The sequence below is a fragment of the Archangium violaceum genome (genome assembly GCF_016859125.1).
Classification (GTDB): Bacteria; Myxococcota; Myxococcia; order Myxococcales; family Myxococcaceae; genus Archangium; species Archangium violaceum_A.
Map to the genome: position 1 here is coordinate 3907501 of NZ_CP069338.1, position 17087 is coordinate 3924587.

The window sequence follows — 17087 nt, forward strand, 5'->3', positions numbered from 1 at the left end:
CGAAGGAGCGAACCAGGGGAAGTGAAACATCTCAGTACCCTGAGGAAAAGAAAACAATGAGTGATTCCCGAAGTAGTGGCGAGCGAAACGGGAACAGCCTAAACCGGTGTCACGAAAGTGGCACCGGGGTTACGGGTCCGCGGTAGGACCTTTGCTGGTTAGCGGAAGCACCTGGAAAGGTGCACCAAAGAGCGTGATAGTCGCGTACGCGAAAACCGGTGGAGGCCGAGCGGGGTACCCAAGTAGGGCGGGACACGTGCAATCCTGCCTGAATCAGCCGGGACCATCCGGTAAGGCTAAATACTCCTTGGCGACCGATAGTGAACAAGTACCGCGAGGGAAAGGTGAAAAGAACCCCAGTGAGGGGAGTCAAAAGAACCTGAAACCGCATGTCTACAAGCAGTCCGAGCACTACGGGGCAACCCAGTGCGAGGGCGTACCTTTTGCATCATGATTCGGCGACTTAATGTACGTAGCGAGGCTAAGCCGCTAGGTGGAGCCGGAGCGAAAGCGAGTCCGAAACGGGCGAAACAGTTGCGTGCATTATAACCCGAAGCGGGGTGATCTACACATGGCCAGGTTGAAGTGAGGGTAACACCTCATGGAGGACCGAACTCATGAAAGTTGAAAATTTCTGGGATGAGCTGTGTGTAGGGGTGAAAGGCCAATCAAACTCCGTGATAGCTGGTTCTCCCCGAAAGATATTTAGGTATCGTCTCGAGGAATTCAATACCGGAGGTAGAGCACTGGAACGGCTAGGGGTCTCACCAGATTACCAAACCGTACCAAACTCCGAATGCCGGTAATTGTTATCTCGGGAAGCAGTCAGTGGGTGATAACGTCCATTGGCAAGAGGGGAATAACCCAGACCGACAGCTAAGGCCCCCAAGTCTAGTCTAAGTGAACACTAGAAAGGATGTGGCAGGTCATTGACAACCAGGAGGTTGGCTTAGAAGCAGCCATCCTTTAAAGAAAGCGTAATAGCTCACTGGTCGAGACAGGCCGCGCCGAAAATGTAACGGGGCTCAAGACTAGCGCCGAAGCTTCGGATTGCATACGTCAGGCGTATGCAGTGGTAGGGGAGCGTTGCAACTGCAGCGAAGGTAGACCGCAAGGGCTGCTGGAGCGGTTGCGAGTGCTGATGCCGAAATGAGTAGCGATAAAGGGGGTGGGAAACCCCCTCGCCGTAAACCCAAGGTTTCCTGGGTCAAGTTAATCTTCCCAGGGTTAGCCGGGACCTAAGCCGAGGCCGAAAGGCGTAGGTGATGGCAAGCAGGTTAATATTCCTGCGCCATCTTGTAGACGTTGAACCGAGGAAGGACGGAGAAAGCTAGACGAGCTGGCCGGTGGTTGTGCCAGTCCAAAGGCGTAGGGGTGTCGCGTACGATGAAAAGGCGCGGCAGCCATCCCCGAGACCTGATGGCGCCCCTCACGGGGTAAGTCGTTGATGCTCGGCTTCCAAGAAAAGTTCCGCGGGGAGTCTACAGGGTGTCCGTACCGCAAACCGACACAGGTGGGTGAGGAGAAAATCCTAAGGCGCTTGAGAGAACTCTCCTCCAAGGAACTAGGCAAATTTCCACCGTAACTTCGGAAGAAGGTGGGCCTCTGGTAGGTGAAGGCGTACAGCTGGAGCCGAGAGAGGTTGCAGAGAAATGGCGGTAGCGACTGTTTACCAAAAACACAGGACTCTGCGAAGGCAAGAAGCCGACGTATAGGGTCTGACTCCTGCCCGGTGCTGGAAGGTTAAGGGGATTCGTCAGCCGCAAGGCGAAGCGATGATCCGAAGCCCCAGTAAACGGCGGCCGTAACTATAACGGTCCTAAGGTAGCGAAATTCCTTGTCGGGTAAGTTCCGACCTGCACGAATGGAGTAACGACTTCCGCACTGTCTCGGAGAGGGACTCAGCGAAATTGAAATAGCTGTGCCGATGCAGTTTACCCGCAGCAAGACGGAAAGACCCCGTGAACCTTTACTACAACTTGACAGTGACACTAGGGTTCGACTGTGTAGGATAGGTGGGAGCCTTTGAAGCCGGGCCGCCAGGTTCGGTGGAGGCAACGGTGAAATACCACCCTGTCGGATTCTGGTGTCTAACCATGCCCCCTCAACGGGAGTTGGGACACTGTCTGGTGGGTAGTTTGACTGGGGCGGTCGCCTCCCAAAATGTAACGGAGGCGCGCGATGGTTCCCTCAGCCCGATTGGAAACCGGGCGTCGAGTGCAATGGCATAAGGGAGCTTGACTGCGAGACAGACATGTCGAGCAGGTGCGAAAGCAGGTCATAGTGATCCGGTGGTCCTGAATGGAAGGGCCATCGCTCAACGGATAAAAGGTACTCCGGGGATAACAGGCTTATCTCCCCCAAGAGTTCACATCGACGGGGAGGTTTGGCACCTCGATGTCGGCTCATCGCATCCTGGGGCTGGAGCAGGTCCCAAGGGTTTGGCTGTTCGCCAATTAAAGCGGTACGCGAGCTGGGTTCAAAACGTCGTGAGACAGTTTGGTCCCTATCTGCTGTGGGCGTAGGATACTTGAGAGGCTCTGACCTTAGTACGAGAGGACCGGGTTGGAGACACCGCTGGTGTACCAGTTGTCTCGCCAGAGGCATCGCTGGGTAGCCATGTGTCGATTGGATAACCGCTGAAAGCATCTAAGCGGGAAACCGACCTCGAGAATAGGTATCCCGGGCGCAAGCCCCTGAAGACCCGTCGAAGACTACGACGTTGATAGGCCGGGTGTGTAAGCGCGGTAACGCGTTGAGCTAACCGGTACTAATTGGTCGTGCGGCTTACTTTACCTCAATCTCTCACAGGCTCCACCCCAAGGGGGGAGTAAGGGATTCGAGGCCAAGGTCGAGGCCCCTGAGCGCGCTCCGAAGCGAGCGGCGCCGGGCCCGGAAGAAGGCACCAGCTTCTGTCAGCAGGAAATTGAAAACTACCCTTTGTATGCACGAGTCACATGTTTTCCGGTGGCAATGTCGGAGGGGTCCCACCCGTTCCCATCCCGAACACGGAAGTTAAGCCCTCCAGAGCCGATGGTACTCCGCGGGAAACCGCGCGGGAGAGTAGGTCGCTGCCGGATTTTTTTGAAGGCCCCGGGTCTCACGCCACGTGAGACCCGGGGCCTTCGCCTTTGCGGGCTACTGGATTTCTGCGTTCCGCGTGTGTCTTTCCGCGGAGCAGTTATGCGTCGAGGAACTCCAGGTATGTGGGCTCGCCGCGCGCGGCCTCCTCCAGCAGCGCGTCCAGCCCGATCGGCCAGGTGTCCCAGGCGCAGCCGCTCCAGGTGCTCAAGCACGCGCGCATGTATCAACTCATGGCTCATGCGGCACCTCGCCTTCGTGCCCTGCTCCACCACGGCGCGTAGTCCTCCAGGAATCGTACGGTACCGGCCTGCCTGTCGTGCTCGTCGACGAGTGGCCGGGCATTGTCCCGTAAATGCTCGCCCGAGCTCGTCGTGACGTGAGCGCCGAGACGTGAGCATGTCCGTCGCCCCCATGAAGGAGGCGGAAGAGATGGACATGAAGGTGCAGGCGGAGAAGTTCCGGAAGGTGGTGCAAGAGCGGGGAGGAGTGGGCCCGAGAGCGCGCTACACGACGGAGCAGAGACAGGAGGCGTTGGAGTACGTGCGAGCGCGCCAGAGCAGCAGGGGGTGAGCGTGGAGGAAGCGGCGAAGGAGTTGGGCATGAGCAGCTGGACGCTCGGTCGGTGTGGCAGCGCGGTGCGCTGAGCCACCCAGCAGCAGCCCGGGAAGGCGGCGCTGGTGCCTGTCGAGGTGAAGGCGGAGCGAGCCCAGGGGCGAGGAGGGGGGCTGGTGGTGCACGGGCCTGGGGAAGTGCGGGTGGAGGGGCTGTCGCTGGAGGACGCGGTGCGGCTGTTGCGAGGGCTGCTGTGATTGGCTCCACGCGCAAGCTCGCGGTGTATGCCTACGGACATCCGTGCGACATGCACAAGAGCTTCGACGCGTTGTGCGGGCTGGTGACGCAGACACCGGGGCGCGACTTCCTCTCGGGAGACGTGTTTCTCTTCGTCGGACGGGACAGGAAGAGGGCCAAGGCGCTCTTCTGGGACGGCACCGGTTTGTGCTTGTACGCCAAGAGGTTGGAGAAGGGACGCTTCGCCCCGCTGTGGCAGCGCGAGAGTGGCGCGCAGCCGCTTCAGCTGACGGTGTCGGAGCTGGCCCTGTTCCTGGAGGGCAGCGAACTGGTGGGGCGAGCGCCGCTGTCGCCCGAGCCGTACAAGCTGGTGCCTCTCTTCCAACCCCAGACAGCGCAGGGGGTGACTTCCCAAGCCGAGGAAGCCCTGGAGATGATTGCCGGGCTGTACGCAGTGGAGCGCGAGTACAAGGAGGGACCCGAGAATCTGGAGCGCCTGCTGGAACTGCGACAGCAGAAGAGCCGACCCATTATCGAGCGGCTGCACCAGTGGGCGTGCGAGCAGCAAATACATGAGCAACCGGTGGACGGGGCTGACACGGTTTCTGACGGACCCGCGGGTGCCGCTGGACAATGAGGCCACCGAGCGCGCCATGCGCGGGCTCGCGCTGGGGCGCAAGAACCACTACGGATGCCGGAGCCGGCGGGGTACCGAGTGGCGGCCCTCTACTACAGCCTGACGGAGACGGCGAAGCTGTGCGGGGTGGACCCCAAGCGCTACCTGCGAGAGGCCGCGCTGGCGGCCCTGCTCGAGGAACCGATTCCCCTGCCCAACCAGCTCGCGCAGCCCGCCGAGGGCTGACGCGCCACGGCACTCATTCCCACCTGTCTCGAGCTGACCGGGTGCCGCGGTGCTTGTCGCACTGCGGTGAACGCCCCCTCACGCCCTCCATTCGTCGTCAAGCTCTTCGACCACGGGGCTCGGCGAGCATTTACTTTGCACATCGGCGCCCCTCCGCCTTCGCCTTTCGTTGGAGCATGCTGAAGGAGCCATGAAGGATAGATGGCAGTTGGAGCGTGGTGGTCCGGATGGTTTCACCATGGTGGAGGAAATCGCCTGCTCTGGACCCCTCAATGCGTGGCCAGGAAGTTGCGGACCTGGGCGGTGTGGTAGCGGACGAGGAGCGTGTTGATGAGCGGCAGGGCGCGCTCGACCATCTCCGCGGCCTGTCCCGGCGGTAGGCGGGTGAGCCGGTCGCTGAGCAGCTGCGCCTCGCTCACGAACAGCGAGAACATGGCCTTCGTGTAGATGCGCAGATCGTCCACCCGGAAGCCCAGCGCCTCCGTGAAGCCCGCCTTCTTGAGCTGGCCCCACAGCTCCACGAGGAACACGTCATCGCGTGCCAGCACCGTGCGCCCGCCCTGCTTGCGGGTGACGAGCAGGCCCAGCTCCTCCATGCGTGCCAGCTCCGTGCGGCTCACACCCGTCTCCTTCAGCAGCTCCGCCGCGCCCACCGTGTCCTTCTGCCCGACGACGCCAATCGAGGGCCCCAGTCGCTGGCGCACCTCGGAGATCAGCTCGCGCTGCTTCGGGGTGAAGGCATCGTCGCGCTCCTCCAGCATGGCGCGGATGGCCTTGAGCGGCATGAAGCGCTCCTCCTGGAGCTGTCGGATGAGCTGGAGCCGCTTCAGGTGCTGCTCACCGTAGAAGGCCATGTTGTGGCCCGTCTTCCGTCCCTCCGGCAGGAGTCCCTGCTGGATGTAGAAGTGCACCACCTGCCGGGACAGACCCGCGCGCTCGCACAGGTCCTTCATGCGGTACGGGAACGCGGAGCGATCCACCGCCGTCCGTCCCCGCCGCTCGCCTCGCGCCGCCATGACTCTCTTCCTCCAGATGAAGACCGGGGATTCCGGTCTGACGCACCACGTTAACACCTGACATCCGAAAATGACGAGCAGAGTGAAAGGTCGACCAGGCAACACGTGTCTGCCTTTACTGCCTTTTCTTGACAGAGCGTCAAGTGCCACTGGACACTTGATACCAGCCCGTCCATCCGTCGAATCCCCAGCCCCTCCCGCTTCGCGAGATTCCATGCGTCCGCTCGCCCTCGGAGTGCCGTGGTTCGTGCGCGTGTGCGCGCTGCTGCTGGTATGCGCCGCGTGCGGAACGAGCGAGTTCGATACCACCCGCGTTGCCCCGCCGCCCGTGACGTTGGGTGAGGAGTTCTACGGTGTCCTGTGTAATCGCATGGGCGCACTGCTCCTTCCAGAGGACCTCTCGGGGGACTCCTTCCGAGGTGTCTGTCACCGAGGGCCAGACGGCGAGTACGCGGAAGGCGTGGACACGACGCGGCTGCCTCCGCTGGCCGAGGGCGCGGTGGACGCGGCCGGGCAACCGGTGAGCGTGGCCAGGCAGGAGGCGATGCGTGCGGAGGCGCTGGCCCGGCTGGGAGCGCTGGCCCGGCAGCGCCCGCGCGTGGTGGCCGCGCTGAATGCGCTCTTCCCGGACACGGAGGTGCCAGTGCGGGACCTGTCCAATTCGGACCCGGCGCTGACGTGCGGCCCGGCGACGCCGGAGCGGGCGAGGCTACATACGGAGCTGGCGGCGCTCCTGGGGCGTATGACGGCGCTGTACGGTGACGGCACGTTGCCGGATACGACGCGGGCGCTGGGCGCGTGGCTGGAGTCCTTCGAGGCCTCGCCCGTGGCCACGCAACTGTGGGCCGAGCAGGATGCGCGCCAGGGTTACCAGCCTCCGGAGCGGACGCTCGGGGCGCTGCGGCCGTTGCTCTCGTACCCGGGCATGCGGAACGTGTTGGACGCCGCCACGCGCGCGGTGGCTCCCAGCACCACTCCCGGGCCCGCGCGCACGGCCTTCACGTCGATGCTGGAGGTGGCGCACCACTCGCTGCGCACCGTGGAGCCGGAGGAGGCGCGTGCCCCCCTGTCGGTCACCTACGACGCGGTCGCGAAGCGGGACATCCTGTCCCGCCCGCGCACGGTCACGGAGCTGCTGTCCACCCTGCTGCTCACCGATGCGGGTCCCGCGTCCTCCGAGGCTCCGGTGCTCGCGCTGAGGCGGGACCGGCGCGGGGTTGCGGCGGTGTCCACGCTGGGGTTGCCCTTCGTGGACGCGGATGCGGATGGTCTGCCGGACGTGGACGGGCTCGGCCGGTTCGTTCCGGGCTCCACCGCGCCGGTGCCCTCGCCCTTCCCGGTGCCGGGCGTACAGGACACGGCCGTGCGTGACGCCGAGGGACGTGCGCTCTCCGGGCCGGGCGGCTCGCCGCTGTATGCCTATGTCGATGCCCGGCGCACGCTGCTGGGGCAGGTGCTCTCCGAGGTCCGGCCGATGATGACCCCGGATGCCACGCACCCGCGCAGCACGGTGATGGAGCTGCTGGACGGGCTGCCGGTGGTGCTGGGCACACGCGACGGTGCGAAGTCGAGCACGCGCGAGTACCCGCCCGTCACCGTGGCCTATGATTCCTTCCACGCGGACGAGTCGCCGGTGCTGGACCTGGTGCACGCGGGCGCGCAGGTGCTGGGACATCCATCCGCGGACGACACACTGGTGCTCGGGCGCGCGCTGGTGACGGAGCACTCCGGCGATGTGGCGCGGCTGGTGGCCCTGCTGCGGACCTTCTTGCGCTCGGTGGACGCACACCCGGAGGCGGAGCTGAAGGCGGGCAACACGCTGCGGGACGAGCTGGTGGACGTGGTGGTGGAGATCTCCCGCGAGCCCGGGCTGCTGGAGGACATCGTGAATGCGATGGGGCATCCCGACTCGAAGGGGCTGGGGACGGCGTTCGCGAGCTTCATGGAGCACCGCGACCGCATCGACTACGACCGGAACCTGCTCAACGGGCCACCGAGGAACCTGACCACGGAGGACAATGGCAATCCGCGCACGCGGGTGGACCGGACGCAGCCGGACGCGGGCTTGAACCGGAGTCTGCTGCATCGCTTCCTCAACATCGTGCATGACGCCAATGGCGTGACGTTCTGCAACAAGGCGGGCGCGGTGGTGCACGCGCGTGGAGTGCCGCTCGCGGGAAACCTCGACCTGCCGTTGTTCGGCGGGACCTACAAGGAGTGCGAGGTCTTCAAGGTCGAGAACATGGCGGTGTTCTACCTGCAGTCCATCGTGGGCAAGGCGAAGTTGTACATGCGGCCATCCATCATCCGGGATGGAATCCTTGGCATCGGTGCCACGACGGTGAGCGTGATGGAGCAGTCCAGCGGCATCACCGGTTTCTGGACGGCGGGTGACAGCAAGGACTTCCGGCCGAAGACCGAGTGGCTCAACCGGATGATCATGTTCGATCAGGTGAATGACAGCCCCACCTCGAGCGGCAAGAACTACATCACCAACCGCTTCCTGAGGGACCTGCAGGGCGCGAACATTGGCAGCTCGGTGTGTCCGGAGCGGGTCATCACGGATCCGGATCCGGACGCGGAGGACGCGGCACCGGATGGGAAGGTTCGCGGCCTGCGGACCTGTGCGGCGGACGAGTGGTTCCCCCGCCGCAACCCGGACACGCTGCTGATGCTGGAGACGGAGGGCTTCTTCAAGGCGATCCGTCCCCTGCTGCTCGCGTTCACGAGCCGCGACCGGGAGGACCTGTTCATCCAGATGATGGAGGTGCTCTACCGGCACTACATGAGCGATCAGGCACCGGCCAGCGAATGCAGACTGACGAGCAACCCGGCCGACCCTCAGTGCTCGCGAGCGGGCGCGGTGCGCTTCGAGCCGCTCGTCGCGGAGCTCCTGCGCGGAGACGCGATCGGAAGCCTCCAGTCGCTGGTGCCCAAGCTCCGGGCGCTCCAGGTGCCGCACTGCACGCAGGTGGACGCGGCGACGAGGAAGTGCACGCGGACCGAGGCGCGGGATGGCGTGAAGGTGCTGGCGGAGTTGGTGCGGACGGCCGTCGATCCGGCCCGGGCCGCGGCGGTGGGGCTGACGGATCGGCGCGGCAACTCCACGCATGTACGGCAGGACGGGGTGACGCGGGAGCAGGTGACGCCGCTGTCACTGGTGTTCGATGCGTTCTCGGCGATGGATGAAGCCTTCGACCGGCGCGCGGCCGAGCACCCCGACGAGCCGGACCGACGCGATGCCTGGGAGAGCGCGTGGTCGCGGTTGGCTGACCAGTTCCTCGCTGTGCAAGGTGAGCGCGAGACGTCTGTCTTCACGAACCCCCTGGCGGCGCGGCTGCTGCCACCGACGATCGACCTGCTGCGCGCGGAGCTGTACGCACGCTGCCCGGAGACGTGGACACCGCCGTACGCGCGGTGCACCTGGATGCGGGACGAGGTGACGCAGGCGCTCGAGGACCTCCTGGGGGGCCCGCTGTTCGCGACGGCGTGGGACTTCCTGGAGGCGGCGAGACGGGACGCGGCACTGTGGGCCGAGGTGGAGGGGCTGACGGGCTACCTGCTGGACCCCGATTCAGCGGAGTCCTGGCCGGCGCTGCTGGGGACGTCGGTGGACGTGGTGCAAGGGCTGGCATCGGAGGGGAAGCACCGCGCGCCCTTGGCACACCTGGCCGCGGAGGCGTTGACGCCCGGAGAGCTGGTGGACGCGACCCTGATGCTGGGGCGCAGGGTGGCGAGCAAGGCGTACGCGGAGGACGGGAAGACGCAGGTGTGCTCGCGGGAGATGGACCCGCATGAGCTGATGACGGGGGTGCTCTCCCGGCTGGTGACGCCCACGGAGATACCCGGAGAGGCCATGCCCCGGACACCGTGGGAGGTCCTCACGGAGGCGGTGGCGGACGTCCAGCGCGTGGTGCCGGGGCGAGCGGAGGCGCGCTCGGCGGAGGACTATCAGCGCATCAGCCACGAACTCGCGTCGTTCCTGCTGGATCCGGAGCACGGGCTGGAGCGGTTCTACGCGGTGGCGAACAAGAACGGGGGTGCACGGTGAAGGCGCTCGCTCTCCTGACGGCGCTCTTCTGTCCCCTGTTCGCGAGCGCCAGCGGCCTGTACGTGGGAGATCGCGGTGTCCGTCCCCTGGGGCGCGGAGGCGCCTTCGTGGCGGGCGCGGACGACCTGGGGGCGCTCTGGTACAACCCGGCGGGCCTGATGGACGCGGGGGCGAGCGTGCTGTTCGACGGCGCCTGGGTGCGCTCCTCAACGGACTTCACACGGCATGCGCTGGTGACGGACGGCGCGGGCGCCACGCGGGTGAGCGAGCTGCCCTCCGTGCGGGGCTCGTCCGAGTTCCTGCCCATTCCAACGATGGCGGGAGCCTGGGTGCTCGGTGAGAAGAAGCAATTCGTGGTCGCCGCGGGCGTGCTGGCGCCGCAGATGGCGGTGATGAGCTATCCCCTGGTGCTGGAGGACGGAACACCTTCCCCGGCGCGCTACTCGTTGGTCACGCTGGATGGCTCGCTGTTGGTCATTCCCGGGGTGTCGGCGGCGTACCGGCCCTCCGACTTCCTCCAGGTGGGCGCGGGCGTGAACGTGCTCACGGGCAGCTTCGTGACGCAGACCGTGTTCAACACGGGTCCCCCGGACCGGGTGCTCTCGGCGCCGGAGGATCCGTCCTACGATGCATTGGCGGAGCTGAAGGCCACGGGCCTGCTGGCGCCAAGCGCGAGCTTCGGCGTCATCGTGCGTCCGATGAAGCGGGTACGCGTGGGGCTGAGCGGACAGCTCGGGTACATCCTGGACGCACCCGCCACGGTCCGCGTGCGGCTGCCGAGCGCGGCGGTGTTCGCCCAGGCGCGACAGGAGGGGAAGGAGGCCCGGCTGAAGCTCGTGCTGCCGGCGATCCTCCGGGCGGGTGTGGAGGTCAGTCCCCTGGATGCACTGAGGGTGGAGCTGGGCTATGCGCGGGAGTTCTGGTCCTCGCATGAGGCCATCGATATCGTTCCGGAAGACGTGCGCATCCACGACGTGATTGGTATCCCCAGCCCGTTCAACGTGCCCGCCATCTCGATTCCCCGCCGGTTCAGGGACAGCCAGTCGTTCCGGCTCGGGGGCGAGTATTCCCTCGCGGTGGGCAGCGCGTTCGCGCTCGATGTGCGGGCGGGCCTCAGCTACGAGCAGAGCGCGATTCCCGCGGCGTACCTCGCCCCGCTGACGGTGGACTCGGACAGGGTGACGGGCTCGGTGGGCCTGGGTCTGCGGTTGGGGGAGCGTTTGCGGCTGGACGCGGTGTATTCGCGAGCCTTTGGTGGGCAGCGCGAGGTGTCTCCCTCGGAGGCCGCGGTGCCACGCATCAACCCACTTGCGGGAGAGGAGTTCCCGACGACTCCCGTGAATGGAGGCCGCTACCAGGTGCGGACGAGCATCCTGGGGGTGGGCCTTCGCTACCAACTCCAGACGCCATGAACCCAACCCTCCTTACCCTCCTGATGCCGGGTGTATTGATGACGACGCCCGCTCTTTCGTCCTCTCCGGATCTTCCCTCCCTCGCTCGGCTGTCGCTGGAGGAGCGGCGCGCCCAGGTGAAGGCACTCTCGCGCGAGCAGCTGGCGGAGCTGTTCGCGGGGGCGTCGACCCAGGAACTGCTGGAGGCGGGGAAGGTGTCCGCCACCCGGATGGGCACCTATGAGACGCAGGTGGTGAAGCGCGAGCGCGTCTCCGGCGAGTTGCTGAAGCCGCAGACGATCCACCTGTGGGTCCGGCAATCGCCTCGGGCCCTGCGGCTGGAGGTCCTGGACGGACCCGCCAAGGGACGGAAGGTGGTCTATGACGCCTCGGTGAAGAAGAACGAGCTGCGGGTCCGCGAGGCGGGAGTCCTCGGCATCGCTGGCGCGGTGTGGATCGACATGAACGGCAGACTTGCCCGTGGCGACACGAACCACCCCGTCACGGATTTCGCCTTCACGTCCATCATCGGCATCCTGGAGGACTGCTTCGCGAAGGGAGAGGCGGTCGGCGGATATTCCCGGCAGGACGAAGGGCTGGACGCGACGGGACGCTACTGCATCACCTTCGACGCGCCCGACGGTGGGGCGCACCTGTACGCGAAGCGTGCGCGCATCTGCGTGGATCCGGTGCTGGCCCTACCGGTCGTGCTGGAGATCGACGACGCGCGCGGACCGTTGGAGCGCTTCGACTTCAGTCACGTGCAGCCGGTGTCCAGGGCCGATTTCTCTCCGTCGTCCCTCTGAGCGGCCGGCCGCGAGCCGAGCCCCGCCTTCCATTGCTCGAGCAGCGCGTACGTGTCGTGCTCCCACGGGTGGAAGCCGGGCCGGTAGTAGCTCAGGTAGGGTCCCAGGAGTCCGGGCAGCCTTCCGGGTTCGAGGAACAGGAAGCGCGCGAGGTCGAACCACTCGCGCACGGAGAAGAGGATCTTCTCCGCGTACATCAGACGGACCTGGTGGCCGAAGACCCGGGCCCAGAACGTCACGGTCGTCAGCACCATGACGAGACACCGCGTCAGCCAGGAGCCGCCGATGGCGAGGTAGACGTCGAACGCCACGGCCTTGTGTTCGTTCTCCTCGGCGGCGTGCCAGCGCCAGAGCTCGGCCATCTTGGGGTGGGCGCCCTCCATTATCCGAGGGTCCTTCAAGACGAGGCTCGCCAGCAGCGCGGTGAAGTGCTCCAGCGCACAGGTGACCGCGAGCTGCCATTGCCGGGACGTGTGTTTCGTGACGCGCCGCAGGAGCCGCTCCACGCGCTGCTCCATGGCGACCACGGGGTAGCCGTTGTCGGCGAGCATCTTGTTGTACCGGACGTGCTCCCGGCTGTGGTGGCCCTCCTGAGCGCAGAAGGCGTCCATCTCGCGCCTGAGCTGTTCGTCCTTCACCTGGTTGCGGAAGGCCTTCACGCTCGCCATGAAGAAGCGCTCGCCCGCGGGGAAGAACACCGACAGGTTGTCGAAGAAGAGCGAAACCGCTCGCCGGCCGCCGTGCCAGTATCTGGGCACGTCCGAGAGGTCGAAGCGAAGGTCGCGCACCTCCGGGGGCTCCCTTCTTGGCGCCAGGTTCGTCATGCGAGTCCCTCCTTTTCCTTGCGCTGCTCGGCGGTGAGCAGGATGCGGATGGCGGTGATGGCGGATTCTACGTCCGGTGGATCTCCGGTGATGGCATCCCGGTACAGAAACGACTCTCCAATCCGGATGATGACATAGGCCAGGGCATCCAGGTCCATCGCGGGCCGGATGTGGCCGGCCCGCACGCCGTCCTCCAGCGCCGCGCGGACACTCGCGGCGTTGCGCTGCTCCACCGTGCTGCTCTTCGACATCAGGACGCGCATCGCGTACTCGGGGTCCTGCTGTACGAAGCGCCGGAGGGGCTCGTCCTCGACGATGAAGTGGAGCAGCCGCTGCGTGATGTCGGTGATGAGTTCGGCCCCTTCGCCACGCGCCTCCCGGCGGGCGGTGTCGAGCGCCTCGGCGAACAAGGACGAGAGGACCTCGCCATAGAGCAGCTCGCGGGTGCCCACCCAGCGGAACACGGTGGCCCGGCTGACGCCCAGCTCCTGCGCCATGCGCCCGATGTCGAAGCGCTCGCCCTTCATCCACCAGTCCATCGCCAGGGCGAACAGATCCTGGGGCGTGGCCCGCGCGGGCGCTTCGAGCCTCCGGGTGAGGGGAGTCACCGGGAGGCTCTGCTGCGTGCTCCGGGCGGGACGCTTCAGGCGTTCGGGTCGCCGCGCGGCGGCACGGCGGTTGGGCTCGCGGGTGCGTTTCATGTCGTGGGGTTCGCGGGCAGCATCATCTTCCGCCACCGCCGTCGTGCACCCGCCACCAGGATGCGCTGGTAGAAGGTGGGCATCAGTCGCTGCATGAGATCGATGAAGACGGCGTCGGTGCCGATGAGCTGGCGCCGCCGGTTCTTGAGGATGGCGGAGAGGATGTCGGCCGCGGCGCGCTCGGGCGTGGTGGCGAAGAGCTTCTCGAAGTCCGAGGTCGAGTTCGGGTCCACCCAGCCCTTGCGGTGGACCATCCGGGCGCTCCGGGCGATGTTGGTCTTGATACCGCCCGGGTGGACGCTCGTGACGCCGATGGGGTGGCCCTCGACCTCCAATTCCTGGCGCAGCGCCTCCGTGAAGCCCTTCACCGCGAACTTCGCGGCGTTGTAGGCGGCTTGCGTGGGGAACGCGATGAGGCCGAAGACGCTCGAGATGTTGACGATGTGGCCTTCACCCGCGGCCTTGAGGTGCGGCAGGAAGGCCTTGGTGCCGTGCACCACGCCCCAGAAGTTGATGCCCATGAGCCACTCGAAGTCCTCGTATCGGGTGTCTTCGATGGTGGCGCCCAGGGCGACGCCGGCGTTGTTGATGACGATGTGGACGGCGCCCAGGTCCCCGGCCACGTCGTCGGCCCAGGCGTGCACCGCCTCGCGCTTCGAGACATCCACGCGCGCCGTGCGCACCTCGACGCCGTGGCCCCGGCACGTCTCCGCCGTCTCCGCGAGGCCCTGCTCGTTCACGTCGGAGATCGCCACATGGCAGCCATTGCGCGCGAGCAGCACCGCCGTCGCGAGGCCGATCCCCGACGCCGCTCCCGTGATGGCCGCGACCTTTCCCTTCACAGAATTCATGGACTGACTCCGCTCCGGTTGATTTCGTTTCCTACCATGGCCGCGACCTCCACCACCGCGTCGCGGCAGGCGCGGCTCACTCCCACCATATTGGCGAAGCCGTGGATGAGCGCATCGAAGCGGCGCAGTGACGTTCGTGTGCCAGCTTGCTGGAGCGCCCGGGCATAGGCCTCGCCCTCGTCGCGCAGCGGATCGAACCCGGCGGTGACCACCACCGCGGGCGGCAGGCCGGACAGCTCGCGGCACAGCAGCGGGGAGATCCTCGGGTCCGAGCCATCACACGCGGCGCCGGTGTACTGCTCCTGGAACCACGTGATGTCCGCCCGGGTGAGGAAGAAGCCCTCGGAGAAGTGCCCGTGCGACGCCCGTTCACAGGTGCGGTCCACCGCCGGGTAGAGCAGGAGCTGCAACGCCGGAGCGGGGAGTCCGTCGCGGACGGCGAGCTGTGAGGTGACGGCGGCCAGGTTGCCACCCGCGCTGTCTCCCCCCACCGCGACGCGAGTGGGATCCGCCCCGAGCTCACGTGCGTGCTCGCACGCCCAGGCGTAGGCGGCCATCGCATCCTCCAGGGCCGCGGGGTACGGGTGCTCGGGCGCGAGTCTGTAGTCGACGGCCAGGACGTGCAGGTGGGCGTGATGGCACAGCAGCCGGCAGGCGTTGTCGTGGGTGTCGAGGTCGCCCAGGACGAATCCTCCGCCATGGAAGAACACGAGCAGCGGCTCGCGCGGCTCGGAGCTCACCGGGGCATAGTGGCGCGCCTGGAGCGGACCGGCCGTCGTCTCCAGCACGAGCTCCCGTACTGCTCCCACGGGGATGGGTTCACCCGCGTGGACCCGGGCCTCGCGGCGCGCACGGCGGCGCGTCTCCACCGGGGGCAGGGCCGACATGGCCACGGCGCCCATGCGCTCGCGCAACGTGAGCAGCAATTGGACCTCCGGGTGCAGGGTGAGGCCGTCGCGCTGCACGGGGGGCTTGCCGGAGAGGCGGAGCTGGAGGCCCGGCGGCAGGCTCAGGAGGGCGCGAGCGACGCGGTGCTCGATCCGTTCCCGGAAGGTGAGGGTGTCTTCAGCCATGGGCCAGCATCCTCCGCGGCTCGTGTGGCAATGCAAGCGCTTGCGCGTGGCGGGTGATGGCGACGTACTCGGTGGGCTCGAAGTGCTCCACGCGGCGTTTGAACGTGGAGATGAGCCCCGGCCACAAGGTGGAGTTGCGACCCGTGGCATCGAGGTACCAGCTCGAGCACCCGCCCTGGAGCCAGACCGTTCCGCGCATCCGGGTGTCGACCTGACGGACGAACTCGGCCTGGGCCTCGGGCGTGGGCTCCACCGCTGCCAGGCCCCGTCCCTCGAGGTAGCGCAGCGCGCCGAGCACGTGTTCGATCTGGCTTTCGATCATCAGGATGACCGAGCTGTGGCCGAGCCCGGTGTTGGGCCCCTGGATCATGAAGAAGTTGGGGAACCCGCTCACCGAGGTGCCGAGGTGCGCCTGCATGGTTCCCCCCCACACCTGGGCCAGCGTGCGCCCGTCGCGTCCCCGGACCTGATGGGTGATGGGCAGGTCATTCACCTGGAACCCGGTGCCGAAGATGAGCGCGTCGACCTCGTGCTCGGTGCCGTCCGACAGGACGATGGAGTGCGTACGCACCTCGCGGATCTGCTCGGTGACGACCTCGACGTTCTCTCGGGTGAGCGAGGGGAGGTAGTCATCCGAGAGGAGGACGCGCTTGCAGCCCATCGTGTAATGGGGAGTGAGTCTGGCCCTCAGCTCCGGATTGGGGACGGATTGCTCCAGGTGCCGCACGGCGAGCCGCTGGGCGAGTCTGAGGAGCCACGGGTGCAGGAACCCGAAGGCCAGCAACTCGCGGAGCACGTAGATGAGCCAACGGGTGAGCTGCTGTGCTCCGGGCACCGTCCGGTACACCCACTGCATCGTGGGGCGGATGGCCCGGTCTCCGCGAGGGAGGACCCAGGCGGGCGTGCGCTGGAGCAGGAGCAGCTTGCCCACCTGGGGTTGGAGGCGGGGAACGAACTGGATGGCGGAGGCGCCGGTGCCGACGACCGCCACCCTGCGTCCGGCGAGGCTGTAGCCATGGTCCCACCGAGCCGAGTGCATCACCTTGCCCTGGAACGTCTCGAGGCCCGGCAGCTTGGGAATGGCCGGGTCGCTCAGGCCTCCCGCGGCGGCGATGAAGACATCCGCGGTGTAGCGTCCCTCCGAGGTCTCGATGTGCCAGCGCTGCAGACGGTCATCCCAGCGGGCCTCGCGGACCGTGTGCCCGAAGCGGAGGTGAGGCCGGATGCCGAACCTGGCGGTGCAGTCGCGGAGGTAGGCGTGGATCTCCGCCTGGGGCGAGTAGGAGCGGGACCAACCCGGGTTGGGAGCGAACGAGAAGGAATAGAGATGGGATTGCACGTCGCATGCGCAGCCCGGGTACGAGTTGTCGCGCCAGACGCCGCCGACCTCCTGTGCGCGCTCGAAGACCACGAAGTCCTCGAATCCCTCCTGCTTGAGCCGGATGGCCATCCCGAGGCCGGAGAAACCGCTTCCGGCGATGGCGACATGAAAGTGCGTGGGATGCCGTGGGGACAATCGAACCTCCTGTCCGGACGGATATCCCTCACGACACGTCATGCGTCAAGTCGAGCATATGACGCACAGGTGACGCAGTGTCAAAAATCGTCGCAGCACCCACCGCACCCGATGCGAGCCACT

The 17087-nt window shown here is 66.2% G+C and carries 13 protein-coding genes, 2 rRNA genes and 1 pseudogene (1 of these 16 running past the window's edge); 9 read left to right on the forward strand and 7 right to left on the reverse strand.

Annotated features, from left to right (window positions below; all coding sequences use genetic code 11):
• A 23S ribosomal RNA gene (locus tag JQX13_RS16875) occupies positions 1-2795 on the forward strand; it begins 173 nt to the left of the window's first position.
• Between the two features lie 168 nt (positions 2796-2963).
• Positions 2964-3080: ribosomal RNA gene (rrf, locus tag JQX13_RS16880) — 5S ribosomal RNA — on the forward strand.
• 101 nt (positions 3081-3181) lie between these two features.
• Here rrf and JQX13_RS54135 read toward each other — a convergent pair.
• The gene (locus tag JQX13_RS54135) at positions 3182-3304 is read right to left on the reverse strand and encodes a hypothetical protein (protein WP_275425000.1); all 123 of its coding nucleotides are present in this window, start codon (positions 3302-3304) and stop codon (positions 3182-3184) included.
• A 176-nt stretch (positions 3305-3480) separates the two neighbouring features.
• Between JQX13_RS54135 and JQX13_RS16885 the strand changes: the two genes are divergently transcribed.
• The 4 genes and pseudogenes from JQX13_RS16885 (at position 3481) to JQX13_RS16895 (ending at position 4735) form a co-directional block, all read left to right on the forward strand.
• A complete protein-coding gene (locus JQX13_RS16885) occupies positions 3481-3654 on the forward strand; it encodes a hypothetical protein (RefSeq protein WP_203410029.1) in 174 nt (57 codons plus the stop codon).
• Positions 3655-3761: 107 nt separating this feature from the next.
• Positions 3762-3893 (forward strand): hypothetical protein, encoded by a 132-nt coding sequence (locus JQX13_RS55395; protein ID WP_275425001.1) that lies wholly within the window; start codon positions 3762-3764, stop codon positions 3891-3893.
• Positions 3894-3943: 50 nt separating this feature from the next.
• Positions 3944-4613: pseudogene (gene tnpB, locus JQX13_RS16890) on the forward strand (IS66 family insertion sequence element accessory protein TnpB).
• Entirely contained in the window at positions 4565-4735 is a 171-nt protein-coding gene (locus tag JQX13_RS16895) for a transposase domain-containing protein (RefSeq protein WP_203410031.1), read from the forward strand. The pseudogene tnpB and the gene JQX13_RS16895 overlap by 49 nt, the downstream one beginning before the upstream one ends.
• Positions 4736-5004: 269 nt before the next feature.
• Here JQX13_RS16895 and JQX13_RS16900 read toward each other — a convergent pair whose 3' ends face one another.
• Positions 5005-5751, reverse strand: coding sequence for a MerR family transcriptional regulator (locus tag JQX13_RS16900; RefSeq protein WP_203410032.1), 747 nt, complete (start codon positions 5749-5751; stop codon positions 5005-5007).
• A gap of 214 nt (positions 5752-5965) precedes the next feature.
• Here JQX13_RS16900 and JQX13_RS16905 point away from each other — a divergent pair, with 214 nt between their 5' ends.
• Genes JQX13_RS16905 through JQX13_RS16915 form a run of 3 tightly spaced genes read left to right on the forward strand, consistent with a single transcriptional unit; the run spans position 5966 to position 11999 of the window.
• On the forward strand, positions 5966-9802 hold the full coding sequence (locus JQX13_RS16905; RefSeq protein WP_203410033.1) for a hypothetical protein: 3837 nt from the start codon (positions 5966-5968) through the stop codon (positions 9800-9802).
• Positions 9799-11214, forward strand: coding sequence for an OmpP1/FadL family transporter (locus JQX13_RS16910; RefSeq protein WP_203410034.1), 1416 nt, complete (start codon positions 9799-9801; stop codon positions 11212-11214). Before JQX13_RS16905 ends, JQX13_RS16910 begins: the two co-directional genes overlap by 4 nt.
• A 38-nt stretch (positions 11215-11252) precedes the next feature.
• Positions 11253-11999 (forward strand): DUF1571 domain-containing protein, encoded by a 747-nt coding sequence (locus tag JQX13_RS16915; RefSeq protein ID WP_203410035.1) that lies wholly within the window; start codon positions 11253-11255, stop codon positions 11997-11999.
• Here the strand turns inward: JQX13_RS16915 and JQX13_RS16920 are convergent.
• Genes JQX13_RS16920 through JQX13_RS16940 form a run of 5 tightly spaced genes read right to left on the reverse strand, consistent with a single transcriptional unit; the run spans position 11951 to position 16964 of the window.
• Positions 11951-12823, reverse strand: a complete 873-nt coding sequence (locus JQX13_RS16920; RefSeq protein WP_203410036.1) for a metal-dependent hydrolase — start codon at positions 12821-12823, stop codon at positions 11951-11953. The two genes, JQX13_RS16915 and JQX13_RS16920, sit on opposite strands and share 49 nt — an antisense overlap.
• Positions 12820-13524 (reverse strand): QsdR family transcriptional regulator, encoded by a 705-nt coding sequence (locus tag JQX13_RS16925; protein ID WP_203410037.1) that lies wholly within the window; start codon positions 13522-13524, stop codon positions 12820-12822. The genes JQX13_RS16920 and JQX13_RS16925 overlap by 4 nt, the downstream gene beginning before the upstream one ends.
• Positions 13521-14375 carry an SDR family NAD(P)-dependent oxidoreductase gene (locus JQX13_RS16930; RefSeq protein WP_203410038.1) on the reverse strand — a complete coding sequence of 285 codons (855 nt, stop codon included), beginning with the start codon at positions 14373-14375 and terminating at the stop codon, positions 13521-13523. Before JQX13_RS16930 ends, JQX13_RS16925 begins: the two co-directional genes overlap by 4 nt.
• Positions 14372-15448 carry an alpha/beta hydrolase gene (locus JQX13_RS16935; protein ID WP_203410039.1) on the reverse strand — a complete coding sequence of 359 codons (1077 nt, stop codon included), beginning with the start codon at positions 15446-15448 and terminating at the stop codon, positions 14372-14374. Before JQX13_RS16935 ends, JQX13_RS16930 begins: the two co-directional genes overlap by 4 nt.
• Complete coding sequence (locus JQX13_RS16940; protein WP_239014792.1) at positions 15441-16964, reverse strand: flavin-containing monooxygenase; 1524 nt, start codon at positions 16962-16964, stop codon at positions 15441-15443. The genes JQX13_RS16935 and JQX13_RS16940 overlap by 8 nt, the downstream gene beginning before the upstream one ends.
• Positions 16965-17087: the final 123 nt, after the last annotated feature.